Genomic DNA, 16,776 nt, shown 5'->3' on the forward strand with positions numbered 1-16,776 from the left:
ATGCGACTATTAGCTAAAGAAGAAACACCTTTAGACTGGACTTCTAAAAAAATAGGTTCTTATGTTTTAGGGCATAAAGGTGGTGCTGCACTACGTCCAAGTGACTTCAGTGATGTTGGATTTCCTGTCATACCAAAAAAAGCTATCCAGCCTACTGGCGAATTGTTGATTGAAAGCCCTACCTATTGTACTAATGAATTTGCTAGTAATAACAAGCGTTCTATTGTCGATAATTCTTATACTATAACTACTCTTCGAGATCTTGTTCCAACCGGACCAACTATAGGAACGGTAGTTAATTTTACTAGTGAAGAAAAATATATTCTATCTCAAGGAGTATACGGGCTAAAACTTAATGATGATCTTGATAAAAAGTATCTTTCATATTTGAGTAATACGTCTTTTTATAGAAAAGTAATGCAAAGAATTATGGTCGGAAGTACCCAAGTCCACATCCGCACCCCAGAATACCTTGATTTAGAAATTCAAATTCCACCTCTCCCAGAACAACAAAAAATCGCCAAAATCCTATCGACTTGGGATAGAGCGATTAGCACGACTGAGCGTTTAATTGACAATAGTACCCAGCAGAAAAAAGCCTTAATGCAGCAGTTGCTGAAGGGTAAAAAGCGGTTGCTTGATGAGTCAGGGAAAAGCTTTGAGGGTGAGTGGGAAAGGCTTAAGCTAGAAGATATTGTAATAAAAACTCAACTTGGTACTAGTGAAAGAACGAAAGATGTAGAAGAGACAAGTACTATTCCCCTTATAAAAATGGGTAATTTAACTTGGGGTGGATTTAGTTTTGACAAATTAGAGACTCTACCTAAGTCTAAAGTAGATGAAAGCCTTATTCTTAAAAATGGTGACTTCTTATTTAATACGAGAAACACTCCTGAATTAGTTGGGAAGTCGGCTGTCTGGAAAGAGCAGCAAGTAGAAGCAACGTTCGATAATAATATTAATAGGATAACTTTTAATCGAAATATCAATACTGATTTTATGTGTTTGTATCTGACGTATGGTAAAGGAAAGTCTTTGATCAGCTCTTTGTCTGCTGGTAGTACCAGTGTTGCTGCAATTTACTGGAAAGATCTGAAAAATATCAAATTAAAAATACCTACACTATCTGAACAACAAAAAATCGCCACCGTGTTAACCAATGCCGATAAAGAAATTGAGTTGCTTGAGCAGCAATTAACTGATTTGCAGCAAGAGAAAAAGGCGTTGATGCAGGTTTTGTTGACGGGTAAGAAGCGGGTGGTGGTTGATGGGGAATTAAAATGAAAAAACAAGATGCAATTGAAAAGCTAGAGAGCTTAATAGAAAGAGCACAATCTTTAAAAAACAAAACCAGATTTGAATCAGATTTTGAAAAATGGAAAAGAGATACTCTAGTAACTATAGGTTATATTTTTGGAGAAGAGTCAAATCAAAAGATAGATTTTTCGAAAGTAAGGTATTCTTTACGCTATGCAACAGGCAATACCACAAGCTCTGATACACAAAAAGTCTATGAAAAAGGAATTACTTCAGCAATGACTATTTTGCAATCTATGAGAGATGAAGTTAAAGAATTTTGGAAAGAGTCTAAAGAAAATATGGAAGATGATTCTTCAGCAAATGAAAATATTGAACGTATTATGAACCGTTTTCATCAAGTATGTCGACAGTTAAGTCACAGGTATAGCAATAGAGATACTCTTGATATAAATGATGAGTATGACGTACAAGATTTATTTCATGCTTTATTGAAACTATATTTTGATGATGTTCGACCTGAAGAATATACGCCAAGTTATGCAGGCGCAGCTTCTCGAACTGACTTCTTATTGAAGAAAGAACAGATTATTATAGAGCTCAAAAAAAGCCGTAAAACGCTTAGAGCGAAAGAGGTTGGTGAGCAGCTTATTGTTGATTCGCAGCGGTATCAAGCACATCCAGATTGCAAACGGATTATTTGTTTTGTTTACGATCCTGACGGTTTTATAGCTAATCCTAAAGGAATAGAGAACGATTTGAGTAAAGACACGAATGGTATTCCTGTGTCGGTGTTTATTCGTCCAAAGTCGTAAGGAATTGCAAAAAAATTAATACGCTTACTTTCAATTTTCATAATTTCTTAGTTAGGTATATTGAACTGACTCTACACAACTTGTTACGTGGTTAGATGCCTTAAAATATCACTGAATTACAGAATAGAAAAACCGCCTAATTTAGGCGGTTTTGAATTTGGAGGGAGCTAAGGAATTGCACCTACGGTACTACTCTCCACAACGGATTGGCACTAGTGCTTACTTGCAGCTGCACTCCCAGTATACCGCGCTCCAACTTACGTAATTTTTCAACTTATTCATCGCCGTTTCTCCTTTTTAAGTATCTATACGTTCTAAGTACAGAAAACAACACTTTGACTTGTAGCTCAAAGGATAGATCCATGGGAATCAGTAAGAGAGCACTAAGTGTAAACCCAACCACTAGAGAAGTCGTTTGCTAATAAATTATACAAAAGCATTAGCATATGGCAATTATATTCATTCGACCCAACCATAGTCAAGAGTTAATAAATATTGATATGATAGCCATTATTGATTAGTCTGTATTCAATATAACCGCCACGCTGCTAAGCCCTTTGGGTAACGCGCAACCTTGGCGGTTTTTTGTTGTCTTTTTTATGACAGTATCAGCTACAATAAATAAAACCAAACAAACGCTATGTCTCGATTGGAAAGAAGAGTAGAGGTGCGTTGTAAGAACCATTAAACTACTATTAAGAAAAGTGCATCTTAAAAAGGCGTCATTTAATGTTAAAACAAGCTTTAGTAATATTTTCCATACTACCTTTGACCGCTATGGCTGCTCCTGTAGTAGAAGGCGTCTATGTCAGCGGCACCAATAAACGAGTACATCTAAGCAGTTTTGAATATGAGGGTGCTAAACACTACGAGCTGTTTCTTGCCAATATGATTGGTGACTCTAGCTTTGTTATCGCTAGCAAAGCTAAGCCTATTCAAGACGGTAGCACTGTTATTTTTACGGTACCAGAGAGTGGTTATCTAGACTATCAATCAAACTTAGGTTGCAGAGTCGAGGTTGATTTTTTATCTAACGAAATTCAACTAAGGAACTTAAGTAATTGTACGTCTACTGAAAGGGCGTTTAACGGTTCTTACGTCTATTCTAAGCAGTCCAGCATTGTTCCTAAGAAGTATCAAGGCGCTTGGGGTGAATGTCAGTATCCCAAATCAAGTCGCGAGCAAGCATTTTTAAGTGAGAACAAAGGTTCTTCAAATGGTACTCAGCGATTCGACGTTATCAAAGTAGATCCTATATCTTCGAATGAATTGAATGTCATAGGCGCTTTTTATTATGAAGCAGACCCAGTCATACACACGATAAATTATAAATATTTACCAGATAAGAGTGTGCGTATTAAAGCTGATTGGAACGATAATTCATCAATTTATAAAAAATGTCGTGACTAGCTCTACGTTCATTATGCAATAACTATAAGAATATGACCAACCCTAGCATCAACTTCGCAGAAGAATTCAGCTCAAAGTGTTCCGCCTTATCTTTGCTCACCAAGCTGGACTATTAGCGCTTATTGAAGAGTAAGTGTGGATTGGTGGTTGGACATCAATATACATATAGAATACGGTTGGTTTTTATATCTCACTTAAAAGGAAATTGGTAAATGACTCAAGTCAACTTTGTGATGGTCAGAAGCCCGAAGCTCATTAAAGATAGTCAGATCGGCTATGGTTGGGCGAGTGTTAATTTCTCTCAATTTGAAACTGTCAAAGATTTAATTGACCAAGGATTTCAAGGTATAGACAGAGGACGACAAACAAATCAAATAAAGCGCTATTTTAATCTTAAGCAAGATGACTATGTGATTGTACCGTTCTCTGGCACGATCGCTATTGCTGAAGTGGTCGGGCAAAAAAATTATCATCCGAGCACAGAAGGGCTTCAATATGGGGAAAATAGAATCACAGTTAGCTATCTAAAGCATAAGGACGGCTACTTTATTCCTAGAGGCAGTTTATCAACGGCACTTCAAAATCGGTTGAAGATTCGCACGACTATTTGTGATTTAAATGAATTCTCAGAAGAGCTGTATAAGCACATTGAGTCTATTAAAAACGACAAGCTATATACGTGGAATAACGAACAGGAGCTGAAACTACAAGAAAACACAGAGAAGTTTAAAGCGCAGCTGCTGACGAGATTACGCAATAATAAAGGCATCAATCTACAATCTGGCGGTATCGGTCTTGAGCAACTGATTAAAGAAATTTTAGAAGCCAAAGGCTACAAAGCTCGTATACCTGCAAAAAATGAAAAAGCGGGCATACAAGACGTGGATATCATTGCCACACGTCTATCGGAGTTTTCAGATAAAACAGAAGGCATTTTTATTCAAGTAAAACATCATGAGGGTACAACAGGGAATCATGGTGTTAGACAGGTGGCAGAGTACGAGATCAATGAAGATGATTACACGCACATTGATAGAGTACTCATCACAACGGCAGAATTTAAAAATACTGATTTTGCAGAACTGTATGATGTGACGGTGTTGGCAGGCGCAGATTTTATCAACTGGATATTTGATAACCTTGAACATTTATCAGAACAAAGCCTTCTAGCACTTGGTATATCGAACTTACCTACGTTGCTATAACAAAGATAAAATGTATGTGCGACATGGGTTGTATAAACCGTCATAAGTATTCATAGATATCGAGTGATCGTACGGATGTCAGTCGCTAATGTTAACTTCTAATAATAATTTATTAAGTTCAATCAAAGGAACAGTGAAATGGATATGGACATTACGGCAAAAACATTCGATGGACAAGGTGGGCGTGATGAGTTTCAACGTAAAAGTATCGCTGAAAAAGTTATTAAGCTTCTGAAGTCTGATATAGATATTTCACCAATGGTTATTGATGGCAGCTGGGGCACAGGTAAAACCGAGTTTTGCCATAAACTTATAAATCTAATGAAGCAAGATAATACACACAATATAATTTATATTGACGCTTTCAAAGCTGATCATGTTGATGAGCCTTTGATGACTGTACTCGCAGAAATTATTAAAATCTTACCTGACGGTCCACGTAGAAAGGCTTTTATAAATAGAGTATTGCCAGCTGTACGGTACACTTTGAAAACAGTTGCTAAAGCTGGTGTTTCTCATCTTCTGAGACAAGACTTTGCTGATATTGCAAATGATTTTGATGAGGTAATTCAAAAAGCAGCTGACGATTCAATAGATAAAACAGCAGAGTTAATACTCAAAGATCATGTGGAGGCAGAAAAGAGCTTAAAAACATTACAAACCGCTCTAACTGCTATTGCATCTCAAGATCCTATTATTATATTTATAGACGAACTTGATCGCTGTAGACCAAATTTTGCAGTCGACATGCTCGAGATAATCAAGCATACGTTTGATGTACCAGATGTTAGCTTCGTACTTATTACTAATACTCAGCAATTGAAAGCGTCTATAAATCATTGTTATGGTCAGGCAGTTGATGCACAGCGTTATTTAGATAAGTTTATTAAATTTCGATTTGAGTTATCACCGCATTCTCAGCGACATATGGCGAATCCTATTTTAGCTGCTAGTGCTTATTTTCAACAGCTTATAAGAGAAAAAGGTTTCTTACATAGTGACTTACTATCAGATAGTTTTTTAATAAAATTTCTTATAAAAGTTATTAGGCACCAAGGTCTTTCTCTCAGAGAGATAGAGACATTAGTTCTACATATAGAAGTTGTACAAGTACTATCCAATTCGCATCGTTTTATTCCTAACCAATATATTGGTTATTCGTTGTTGAGATTAGTTGGTGTCATGCTAGTTTGCTTTAGACCTGATATTTTAAGAGAGATTAGAAAAGGCGTTGTTGATGCTGATTTGCTAGGTAATTTCTTGGGTGTAACAAAATTACCTTACCTTGAAGATGACGGTCGTGAAATACCTGAAGTATGTGAATTTATCATGGCTTCTCTGACTACTGACTTCAATGAAAATAAGGATAACTATGCTATATCAGACGATCAGCAGAAAAAATGGAATTCATACATGAAACATGTGAATTTTATGGAAGAAATCCCATATAGGGATAGAGCTGTAGCTGAAATTTTAGAAACGGCAAATATAATGGCATTTGAATAATAGGAGTATGTGATGATATCAGCCGTTAATTTTGCAGAAGAATTCAGCTCAAAAACCCCTGCCTTAACCTTGATTACTACGCTGGGCTATCAATTTGGTTCAAACCAACCATTGACATGTGAGAAGCTGTTTATGGTTGATGAAGAATGAAAAGCTATAAAGTAACTCGTACATTTCATCCTATAGGGCAAGGTGGTTTTTATACTGAGCGTCATAATAGCTTTAATATAGTCTATGATTGTGGATCCACACCAAGACGCCATGCGGACCCAGTAGTAAAATCAGCATTCTCTAAAAAAGAGGTTATACATGCCCTTTTTATATCTCATTTCGATTATGACCATATTTCTGCAATTGCAACGTTGATAAAGTCAGTTCACAGTATTCGTACTGTTATTATTCCTTTATTAAAAGATGAGCATAGAAACGTGCTGGTTAATATCAATCGTGCTTTATCACTAAATATTCTGAGGATGATTGATAGCCCTGAATCGTTCTTTGGTAAGCATACCAACATTATTAGAGTAAGGTCCAGTCAAAGTCCAGATAGAGATGAGAGTGATGATCCTATAGATTTAATAGAACTTCCTATAGAACCATCTCCACAATTTAACAGAAAAAACTCGAACACTATGACAATTAATAGCGGTAGGCCTTTGACTCTTGGAAGAGCATCAAGATGGGTTTTCGTTCCTTATAATTACAAATATAGAAATCGTCATGCCAAATTAGTTGAAGAGCTTAAACTTCAAAATTTTAACGTTAAAAAATTACAAACTGACTCAACCTATACTATTCATGAAATAATTAAGCCTACTACACGCAGAACGCTTAGAAAAATTTATGATTCGTTAGATGGAACTGTTAACGAGAACTCAATGTTGCTTTATTCGGGGCCTGACGAAACGATAAATCAAAGGGATTCATGCGGCTGTAAAACCGTATCAGAGTTGTTAGACCTTTCAGATCCACACCCCTACCTGTGCAAAGCTGGGTGTATTTATACTGGAGACTGCGACTTTAAAAAAATTCAATTAAGTAACATATATTCATCGTATAAAAGATATGTTGGAGTGACTCAAGTACCTCATCATGGTTCTAAACATAGCTTTGATCTAAAGTCATTGGACGGTTTTACTAATCTAATATGTCCTGTTTCATACGGCACGAACAATCGTTATGGACATCCATCAGCAGAAGTTATAAAAGAGCTTTTCCTCAGTCCTTTTAGTGTTTTATCAGTGACTGAGCAACAAAACTCCAAATTTGAACAGACCTTTGATTGTTTAATTGACCGTGGGTAAAATGTAGGGAGTTGTAAGTGAGTAGTCATAGCATTAATTTTGCAGAAGAGTTTGCCTCAAAAATCCCTGCCTTAACACTGCTTACTACGCTAGGCTATGAGTTTATTCCGCCTAGCCAATGTAACGCCATGCGTAGCAGTAAGCTGCTAGCGAATCAGGCGAATATTAACAAAGCCACTAACCAAGTGGTGTTATTGCCCATCATGCGTGCGTTCTTAGCCAAGCAAACCTTCATGTTTGAAGGTAAGCCGCAGCATTTATCAGACAGTGCCATTGACAAGATCATGCACGAGATAAATCCAGCCATGAACTTAGGCTTGCAGACAGCTAATGAAACCCTCTATAACGCCATGCTCTATGGCGTGACCGTGACCGAGTTTATCGACGGCAAAAGAACCTCCCAAACCATCGGCCTGATAGATTGGGAAAATATAGATAACAACAGCTTTCACGTTACCGAAGAGTTTGTCGTACAAAATGCTGAGGGTACAGGTAATATCATTCCTGATATCGTCTGCTTTGTGAATGGTCTACCGCTGGCAGTGATTGAAGCCAAACGCCCTGATTCCAATAGAGAAGGCCAATCGACCAATGCGCAAGCTGTCTCTCAGCACATCCGTAACCAAGGTCAAAAACAAATCCCACATCTATTTGCTTATAGCCAGTTATTGCTAGCGGTTAATGGTAATGATGGTCTGTATGCCACCTGCGGCACGCCAGAGAAGTTTTGGGCAAAATGGGTCGAGGAAGAGATTTCTGAGTCTGAGTTTGCCCGTATAAAAAACCAACCGCTCAGTCCTGAGCAGATTGAGAATCTGTTTGCTCATCGTCCTACTTTTGCTAAAAAAGAATATCAGTTATTGATTGATGGCGGTGATCTAGTCGTTACCGATCAAGATCGCTTAATTATCAGTCTTTTGCAGCCTGAACGCCTGCTTGAAATGATGCGCATGTTTACCTTGTTTGATAAAAAGGCGGGCAAAATCGTTGCCCGTTATCAGCAAGTCTTTGGTATCAAAGCTCTGATTGAACGTATCAGCACTTTTGACGACAAGGGTAGCCGTGAAGGTGGGGTGATTTGGCATACTACAGGCAGTGGTAAATCTTTTACTATGGTGTTCTTCTCCAAAGCGCTTATTTGGTTAGAAGCGCTCGCGAAGTGCCGTGTTATTGTCGTCACCGACCGTGTTGATCTTGAAACTCAGCTTAGTAAAACCTTTGCTTCTGGTGGTGTGCTCAGTGATCGTGACAAAACAGATGCGATGGCAACCTCTGGTCGCCGCCTAGCGCAGCAAATCGGTCGTGGTAATGAGCGCGTCATCTTCTCCATTATTAATAAGTTTGGCTCAGCCGTTAAGTATGAGGAATGCTACAACGACAGCCCAAACATCATCGTCATGGTCGATGAAGGTCACCGTAGCCAAAATGGTGAGAATAATATTCGCATGAGCCAAGCCCTGCCAAACGCTGCCTTTATTGCTTTTACCGGTACGCCATTATTGAAAGATGATAAGACCGAAAACAAATTCGGTAGCATCATTCACTCCTATACCATGCAGCAAGCGGTCAAAGACAAAACCGTCACGCCACTGTTATATGAAGAGCGTATCCCTGAGCTCAATACCAATGACCAAGCCATTGATGCGTGGTTTGACCGTATCACCCAAAAGCTTACCGATGATCAAAAGAGTGATCTCAAACGTAAGTTCTCCCAAAAAGGTCAAATCTATCAGGTTGAAGGTCGTATTGAGCTGATCGCTCATGACATCTCTGATCACTTTCAAAACTTTAAACAGCAGCATCTAAAAGGTCAACTGGCTTGTGATTCTAAAGCCTCAGCTATCCGCTATAAGATCGCTTTAGATAAGATTGGCAAAGTGACCTCAGTGGTTGCCATGTCACCGCCTGATACCCGTGAGGGGCATGATACTGTCGATGGCGAATCAAAAGACATCGTACAAAACTGGTGGCAAGATAATGTCGCTACTGAATACGGCGGTGATGAAAAATCCTATACCAAAGCCATCATAGAAGCCTTTAGTCAGGACGATGGTCCTGACATTATGATCGTTGTTGATAAGCTATTAACGGGATTTGATGAGCCTAAAAACACGGTACTGTATATCGATAAACCGTTAAAGCAGCATAACCTCATTCAGGCGATTGCGCGGGTGAATCGCTTGCATGAGAAAAAACGCTTTGGTTATCTGATTGATTATCGGGGCATCTTAAAAGAGCTGGATATCACCATTGAGAAATACCAGGATCTTGCCGAGCGTACGCAAGGTGGCTTTGATATCGAAGATCTTAAAGGTCTGTATAACGCCATGGATACCGAATACAAACAGCTACCAAGGTTGCATAGCGAGCTGTGGGCGATCTTCTCATCAGTAAAAAATAAGCAAGACGGACAAGCATTAAGGCAGGTGCTTGCGCCAAAGATGCAAGAGATCGACGGCAGAGTAGTCGATACCAAGCTTAAAGCGCGTGACGACTTTTATGCTGCCTTGACCGAGTTTTCTAACGCTATGAAGATTGCCTTGCAATCAGCGTCCTTCTTTGAAGATAAATCATTTGATAGCAAGCGTGATCGCTACAAAGCCGATCTAAAAGCCTTTATCAATCTACGTAAGCAAGTCCGTGAAGATGCTGATGAAACCATCGACTACGATGAGTATGAAGCGGATATTCGTAGCTTACTCGATAAGCACATTGCAGGGCTTGAGGTTAAAGAAGCAAAAGGCGTTTACCTAGTCGATAACCTAGGAAAAAATATTAAGCCTGAAGCGATGAGTGACGATGAAGCCCGTAACCAAACCGATAAAATTACTGGTCGTGTCACTAGAATGATTGAGCAAGATTTGGCTGATGATCCGTATGCGCAAGAGTACTTCTCTAAGCTCCTAAAAAAAGCCATTGAAGAAGCTAAGGCGATGTTCGATGCACCCGTGAAGCAGTACATGATGTTTGCTGACTTTGAGCAAGCCGTCAAAGACCGTGATGTCGCTGATGTACCGAATGACTTTATCGATGATAGTGGCAAATTAAACAAACATGCTCAGGCATACTTTGGTTTGTTTAAGTATTTATTTGACGCTGACTTCTTAGCGGATAAAGATCTAGATAATGACAAGCTAGTCGCTTACGCCTTTGAGATTGATGAAGTGGTTAAAACCAATGTGGCGGAATATTCCATCAATGCCAGTGAGATTGAAAATGCGATTAATAGACAGCTATTGCCAATATTGTTTGTTGACTTGGGTATCGATAAAGCGCAACAGCTCATTGAAGAGGTGCTAAAGATTACCCGACTTGGGCTGTCGAGAGAAACAAGTAGGCCACGAGCAGCAAGAGGGTAGTAGGCAATGACTGATAATGGCGACTTTTATTATGGTGAAGACAAGATCCATTATAAAGTAGTACGTAAGGAATTTACCCGCAAACACTCCGCTCACAAGAAAGTAGTTGGTAAGCCCGAAAGCGATAAACCTCTCACCGAAAAGACCAAACCTCGCAAAATTGTTATCAAGGTACATCCTGATCAGCGTGTGGTCGCCACAGCACCTATCGATGCTAGTGACGAGATGATATATGATGCGATGATGAAACGTGCTCGCTGGATATGGCAAAGCTTACAAGATTTTGCCAAGCAACAAGATCATGTATTGCCTAAGCGTTACGTCAGTGGTGAGACCCAGTTTTATCTGGGTCGTCGTTATGTCTTAAAAGTGATCATTAATTCTGGGGCTGACGATACAATAAACCGCACTGTGAAGCTTAGTCGCGGTAAGCTGAATGTAGAGTTGTCTCAAATTGATTCTGAATTAGGCTTGGATGAACGAGCTGCTCTCGTGAAAAGCCTTATTAATGAATGGTATAAAAATAGAGCTGAATTAATCTCTAGAGAGAGGCTTAAGTCATTGATTTATAAGGCTTCATGGGTCGAGAATAGTCCTTCATTTAAATTAATGGTAATGAAAAAGCAATGGGGGAGCTGCTCAACTAAAGGCAATTTAATACTTAATCCGCATTTAGTCAAAGCACCAAAAGAATGCATTGATTATGTCATCCTGCATGAGCTATGTCATATAGCTGAGTACAACCACAGCGAGCAATTCTGGCGTTTATTGACGCAAGTTATGCCCAATTGGAAAGAGGTTAAAGCCAAGCTTGATGGGATGGCCGAGTTTTATTTGAATGAGTGAAGTAGACTAAAAGAGTATGTCTATGGTTCGCAATAAAGATAAGCCACTTCGTAAATGAAGTGGCTTATCTTTATTGATTTTTCAGACCTAATAATAATTAACTGCAAGTTTCAAATTTTGTCTTGATATTTTTATAGCAGATTAAAGTGTCTTTACCTGATTGTGCGTATTCATCGCTGATAATATTTTTGGTTTTCGGATGACGATATTGCTCGATTGCAAGTTTAATATTTAAAGTAATTAGATCATCAGCCTCATCATAATCACTCGTTATTTCTATATTATTAAAGGCTTTCGCTGTTTAGGTCAAATACGTAAAATTATATGAAGATGAAGCTCCTTCAGTATAATCGTACTTACACTTCATGGTTTGTATAAGCTTATTATCCTTATAAATATAACAAGCCGTATTACCCGTTTCTTCGTCCACACTGCAATATCCAGCAGTTGGTACTGACAGAGCTATTTGCGATAGTATTGGCATCTTGACTGACATAACCATTAGGTTTAAACAAGCTTGAGCCACTTTATGTCAAAAGAGCTAAGTCAGAAATAGTAATTAAACCTAACAGCTTCTCTGTTTCTCTTCCATTATGAGTAATAAACAGAGCATCAAGATTTCTTCCTTCCTCGTTTATATGCTTCAAGAATAAATCGTAAGCTTTATATATCGAGGTCTCACGAGAAATAAACTTATAATTACGTTTAAATTCAATTTCTGGAATTAATTTTTCGACGGTTACACCGTCTATGATAATTTCTCCATTCTCATCTATTTTAGAAGCCAACCAACGTGAGATAGTATTGTTATTAATTAACTCTATAATAGTTCCATTTGAACCCAACACTGGAAATTGAGAGAATGATTTTTGCTTCATTTCCTTAAGGATATTATTGATATAATCATCCTCATGTGCCCCCAAAACATCAAATTGAAAGGTGGGGATTACTTTTTTAGGGTTAGTTATCATTTCATAAATTTTATTGAACCTTTCAACTGTACTATCATGAGGTTCAGCAATAACCTTATTATCTACTTTAGGGTTATGTACTATTGCGTTTCTTAAATTGCCGAAAGATAGCAGTTCATCCTTAAATTTATTTACAACAGTGTTCTTTGAACTTCTTACTTTATTTGCATAACTGACATAATCATCAGCTCTGATTTCTTTTTTAAGATACTGATCAAGGTTGTTATAAGTCTCTAAAAAACCTTCAGAATTATTCATATTATTCATATTATTCATATTATTCATATTATTCATATTATTCCTAATGAATTAAGGTCTATTTGTAGCAGGTAAGTTTGATATCTACCTCCTTTATTAATGTAAAATTTTTAATGTTTGTTAATCCTATATCAAATAGTTATTACATAATACTAATATTTCCAATCAACCCATAGTGTTGATTGAACACCCATCTTCAAACTTTAAGAGATTTTTCAATGCTAAGCCCTACCTTAATCCGAATCTATGAGCAAACTCACTATTGTTTTAATGTTACTGTTTTAAGAATAATGCAATACTCTACAGACGCTAGGACTTTATTGGAACCTTCGTCACCCAAAGGCGCAGTTTTTATTACTGCGTGGAACCCATTAGGTAAAAAGATTACTGATACAGAAAATAGAAGGGCTAATGTTGAGTTAAAGAAAGAGCTTATCAAGCAAGGTTTAAATATAATCGATGGTTATGGCGAGAGTCCTGATGGACAATGGCGAGAAGATAGCTTCTGTGCTTATCCAGTTGACAAAAATACTAGCTTGAGTTTGTGTTGCCATTTTAAACAGAATGCTGTGGTTTATATTAGCCCAGACGGTCTACCTGAGCTTTTATTGAACCCAGGCTTTGTTTAAAAATCATAGTATTTATTATAATCTGTTTTTTTAACTATAATCACTTACATTAGTCAGTTATAGAGTGTTCTTATGTCCAACTATTACCAAGGCCTTGTCCTAAGTCTGACTCAACAGCCCACCGAGCAAGAATGGCTTGAGTTTAAGCATAACTTTCATAGTGCTGATGAGATCGGCAAGCGGATATCTGCGCTTGCCAATGGGGCTTGTTTGGCTGACAAGAAGTTTGGCTACTTGGTTTTTGGTGTAGAGGATGGTACGCATCACATGGTGGGTACAAGCTTTAGCCCGAAGACAAAAAAAGCCAAAGGCAACGAAGACTTAGAGCATTGGCTGGTTAGCCGTTTAAGCCCTAAGATTCATTTTGCAATTCATGAGCTACAGATTGATGGTAAAGCGGTAGTAATGTTCGAAATTCCCGCAGCCACCGATATTCCTATTAGTTTTTTGCATGAGCCTTATATCCGTATTGGTAGCTTCACAAAACTGCTTAAGCAATACCCAGATCAAAGCCGTAAGTTGTGGCAAAACCGAGCGGATGACTGGAGTGCTGAGATTTGTCACGAGGCGAGGCTTGAAGACCTTGACCCTAAAGCCATTTCTGTTGCCAGACAAGTCTTTGCTGACAAAAACAAGCGTTTGGCTGAAGACATCCAAGAATGGGATGACATCACCTTTTTAAATAAAGCCAAAATTACCATTGGTGGTCAGGTCACCAACACGGCGATTATCTTACTAGGACTGCCTGAGTCCACTCATTTTCTGAGCCCAGCGCAAGCGCGTATTACTTGGATACTAAAAGGTGTTGATGGGTTTGAAAAAGACTATCAGCATTTTGAACCGCCGTTTTTGTTAGCCTTGGACGAGGTATATAACAAAATCCGAAACCTAAATTACCGCTACATGCTTGCTGGTACGCTGTTTCCTGAAGAGGTGCAGCAGTATGATCCCTATATCATCCGTGAAGCATTAAGCAATGCCATTGGTCATCAAGACTATCGTCTGGGTGGACGTATTACGGTGGTTGAAAAAGAAGACTCGACACTGATTTTTCAAAATAGTGGTGAGTTTATCCCTAAGACCATCGAAAACGTCTTGCTACAAGATGCGCCTGAAGCGAGCTATCGTAATCCATTTTTGGTTAATGCTATGGTTAGTCTAAATATGATGGACACCATTGGTAGTGGCATCAAAAAAATGTATCAGATTCAGTATAAGCGATTTTTTCCTTTACCAGATTATGACTTGACCCATGAAAGAGTACGCGTAAAATTCACAGGTAAAGTGCTTGATCAAGAGTATGCCAAGCAGCTAGCGACAGTCGATAATCTCGCATTAAACGATATCATAGCGCTTGATAAAGTACAAAAAGGACAAGCGATTACTGAAAACGAAGCAGAAGCACTACGCAAAAAGTCACTGATTGAAGGGCGCAAAAATAGCTATATCATAGCCGCTGATGTTGCGAGGCATACAGAGCAACAGGCAGAGTATATGCAGATGCGCGGCTTAGATGACATGCATTATCAAAGCTTAATTATAGAGTACCTCAAGACGTTTGAGCGAGGGAGATTAGCTGACTTTGATAAGATGCTGACTAATAAATTACCGCAAGTGTTAGATGAAAAACAGCGCAAACATAAAGTGCGTAACCTATTACAGAAAATGCGCCGAGATGGTTTAGTCGTTTCTGAGGGTTGGTCTTGGTCTCTTCCAAATAGCTAAGGATAGCTAAAAACAGCTAAGCCTAGCTAGGTTCAGCTATTTAAAGTGTTTTAAAAAGAGCCTAGTAGCTGTCTGAGTCTATCGTTTCGCCAATCTTCTGCTTACTTATAAATATAAATTATCTATAATAATTCCACTTGACGCAGCTTAGGAAGTCTTCTAATAAACGGTAGAAAAATAAAGAAGTGGCGATCTCTAGAGAGAGGCTTAAACCCTTGTTATATAAGGGTTAGAGGGTTTAAATAATCTTTTTTTAATTGAAAATAATCATAATTGTAATTATTAAATGGCTTCAAGAATTAATCTACCCTTCTAAAAAAATCAAAAGAATGCATTGATTATGCAATATTGCATGAGCTACATCATACTGCCGAACATGATCTTAATGAAGGTTTTTAGAAAAGTTTAAGATTGTATTATGACAGAGCCTAACAAAAATATTTTTCGACAAATTGTTAAAAACATGCTTGAAATATTAGCTTAATCATTTGATACTACTTTCTTATTTAGTGACTATAAGGAAAGTATGATGAGCGATCCATATGATGATCAAAACGACGATGAGGATGATCAAAACGAAGATCCTGAGGTTACCAGGGAGAAAGCTAAGATTGGTTTATTCGGTGATGACACTGATGCGCCAGACAATACCTTTGTTCATAAAAATCCGTAAAAGTATTTAAAATCTTTGAGTGGCTATGCTTACTAAGCGTTCACTCGATATATCGTTTAAGGTTTTTGGGATTGTTATCACTCAAAAATCTGTTCAGAAAAATCACTATAAAAAAAGGCGAGTCATTTAGAGTGATTCGCCTTTTTTATCCTTGATTAGTGAACCCGAGCAGATATCTTCCCTTTAATCCATCCAGCTACCTCGCTCTCAACCCATGCTACGCGACCCTTTGAAATTTTTACTTGAACAGGGAAGGTAGGGTCGTAGCGTTTAGATTTTTTGTCTAGCATATCGTAAATGGTAGTACTGCTAAGTCCCGTATGGTACGTTACTTCTTTCAATGGCAACATTCGTGGTAAGCATAATGTACTGAGATTAGCGGTGTTATTTTGGTTTTTAGTATTCAAGTTTTCCATGACTTATTCCTTATAAGTGTATGAGAGCGTTTCCTCTCATACAGTTACCGAGTCCTATATTTTTTTACGGCATCCCATTCCGTCCAACGGTTTGGCTTCATTGAAGCAATAAAAAAAGGAGCTGAATATTCAGCTCCCTTAAAATAAATTGCTTTCAGCAACATATATTGCCTCAATATATAATCTCACTCTCTTCAGTACTGCGAAATACGACCTGCTTTTCTTAGCCTATCATTTAGCCAGATATTTGCTTCTTTATAAATATATTCTTTAACGTAAGCATCCGACCATCCCATCTTTCCCTCACTTAAAAAATGCGAGATAGTGTCCACGATTAATAATCGTGGACACTAACATGACAACACAACCACCTAACAAACCCAAACGTAGAACTTACAGTGC

General features: G+C 38.1%; 14 protein-coding genes. 12 read left to right on the top strand and 2 right to left on the bottom strand.

The window, feature by feature from the left end; all coding sequences use genetic code 11:
• The 9 genes from JMW90_RS08875 to JMW90_RS08915 all read left to right on the top strand — a co-directional run bounded on the left by JMW90_RS08875 (window position 1) and on the right by JMW90_RS08915 (window position 11,702).
• Window positions 1-1,284, top strand: coding sequence for a restriction endonuclease subunit S (locus tag JMW90_RS08875; protein WP_201563320.1), 1,284 nt, complete (start codon window positions 1-3; stop codon window positions 1,282-1,284).
• Window positions 1,281-2,072, top strand: a complete 792-nt coding sequence (locus JMW90_RS08880) for a PD-(D/E)XK nuclease domain-containing protein (protein ID WP_227691917.1) — start codon at window positions 1,281-1,283, stop codon at window positions 2,070-2,072. The genes JMW90_RS08875 and JMW90_RS08880 overlap by 4 nt, the downstream gene beginning before the upstream one ends.
• A gap of 729 nt (window positions 2,073-2,801) precedes the next feature.
• Entirely contained in the window at window positions 2,802-3,482 is a 681-nt protein-coding gene (locus tag JMW90_RS08885; protein ID WP_201563322.1) for a hypothetical protein, read from the top strand.
• Window positions 3,483-3,694: 212 nt separating this feature from the next.
• A complete protein-coding gene (locus JMW90_RS08890; protein WP_201563324.1) occupies window positions 3,695-4,687 on the top strand; it encodes a restriction endonuclease in 993 nt (330 codons plus the stop codon).
• 138 nt (window positions 4,688-4,825) lie between these two features.
• A complete protein-coding gene (locus JMW90_RS08895) occupies window positions 4,826-6,193 on the top strand; it encodes a KAP family P-loop NTPase fold protein (RefSeq protein WP_201563326.1) in 1,368 nt (455 codons plus the stop codon).
• Window positions 6,194-6,205: 12 nt separating this feature from the next.
• A complete protein-coding gene (locus JMW90_RS08900) occupies window positions 6,206-6,343 on the top strand; it encodes a hypothetical protein (protein WP_201563328.1) in 138 nt (45 codons plus the stop codon).
• Window positions 6,340-7,497, top strand: a complete 1,158-nt coding sequence (locus JMW90_RS08905; protein WP_201563330.1) for a ComEC/Rec2 family competence protein — start codon at window positions 6,340-6,342, stop codon at window positions 7,495-7,497. Before JMW90_RS08900 ends, JMW90_RS08905 begins: the two co-directional genes overlap by 4 nt.
• Before the next feature lie 17 nt (window positions 7,498-7,514).
• On the top strand, window positions 7,515-10,856 hold the full coding sequence (locus tag JMW90_RS08910; protein WP_201563332.1) for a type I restriction endonuclease subunit R: 3,342 nt from the start codon (window positions 7,515-7,517) through the stop codon (window positions 10,854-10,856).
• A 6-nt stretch (window positions 10,857-10,862) separates the two neighbouring features.
• Entirely contained in the window at window positions 10,863-11,702 is an 840-nt protein-coding gene (locus JMW90_RS08915) for a M48 family metallopeptidase (protein ID WP_201563334.1), read from the top strand.
• Between the two features lie 527 nt (window positions 11,703-12,229).
• Here JMW90_RS08915 and JMW90_RS08920 read toward each other — a convergent pair.
• The gene (locus tag JMW90_RS08920) at window positions 12,230-12,967 is read right to left on the bottom strand and encodes a CBS domain-containing protein (RefSeq protein ID WP_201563336.1); all 738 of its coding nucleotides are present in this window, start codon (window positions 12,965-12,967) and stop codon (window positions 12,230-12,232) included.
• 182 nt (window positions 12,968-13,149) lie between these two features.
• Between JMW90_RS08920 and JMW90_RS08925 the strand changes: the two genes are divergently transcribed.
• The 3 genes from JMW90_RS08925 (at window position 13,150) to JMW90_RS08940 (ending at window position 15,958) form a co-directional block, all read left to right on the top strand.
• The gene (locus JMW90_RS08925) at window positions 13,150-13,560 is read left to right on the top strand and encodes a DUF3293 domain-containing protein (RefSeq protein WP_201563338.1); all 411 of its coding nucleotides are present in this window, start codon (window positions 13,150-13,152) and stop codon (window positions 13,558-13,560) included.
• Between the two features lie 72 nt (window positions 13,561-13,632).
• On the top strand, window positions 13,633-15,285 hold the full coding sequence (locus JMW90_RS08930) for an RNA-binding domain-containing protein (protein WP_201563340.1): 1,653 nt from the start codon (window positions 13,633-13,635) through the stop codon (window positions 15,283-15,285).
• Window positions 15,286-15,814: 529 nt separating this feature from the next.
• The gene (locus JMW90_RS08940; protein WP_201563342.1) at window positions 15,815-15,958 is read left to right on the top strand and encodes a hypothetical protein; all 144 of its coding nucleotides are present in this window, start codon (window positions 15,815-15,817) and stop codon (window positions 15,956-15,958) included.
• 155 nt (window positions 15,959-16,113) lie between these two features.
• Here JMW90_RS08940 and JMW90_RS08945 read toward each other — a convergent pair whose 3' ends face one another.
• Window positions 16,114-16,374: a helix-turn-helix transcriptional regulator gene (locus JMW90_RS08945; RefSeq protein ID WP_201563344.1), complete on the bottom strand. Its 261-nt coding sequence runs from the start codon at window positions 16,372-16,374 to the stop codon at window positions 16,114-16,116.
• Window positions 16,375-16,776 lie beyond the last annotated feature (402 nt).

The sequence above is a fragment of the Psychrobacter glacincola genome (assembly GCF_904846215.1).
Classification (GTDB): Bacteria; Pseudomonadota; Gammaproteobacteria; order Pseudomonadales; family Moraxellaceae; genus Psychrobacter; species Psychrobacter glacincola.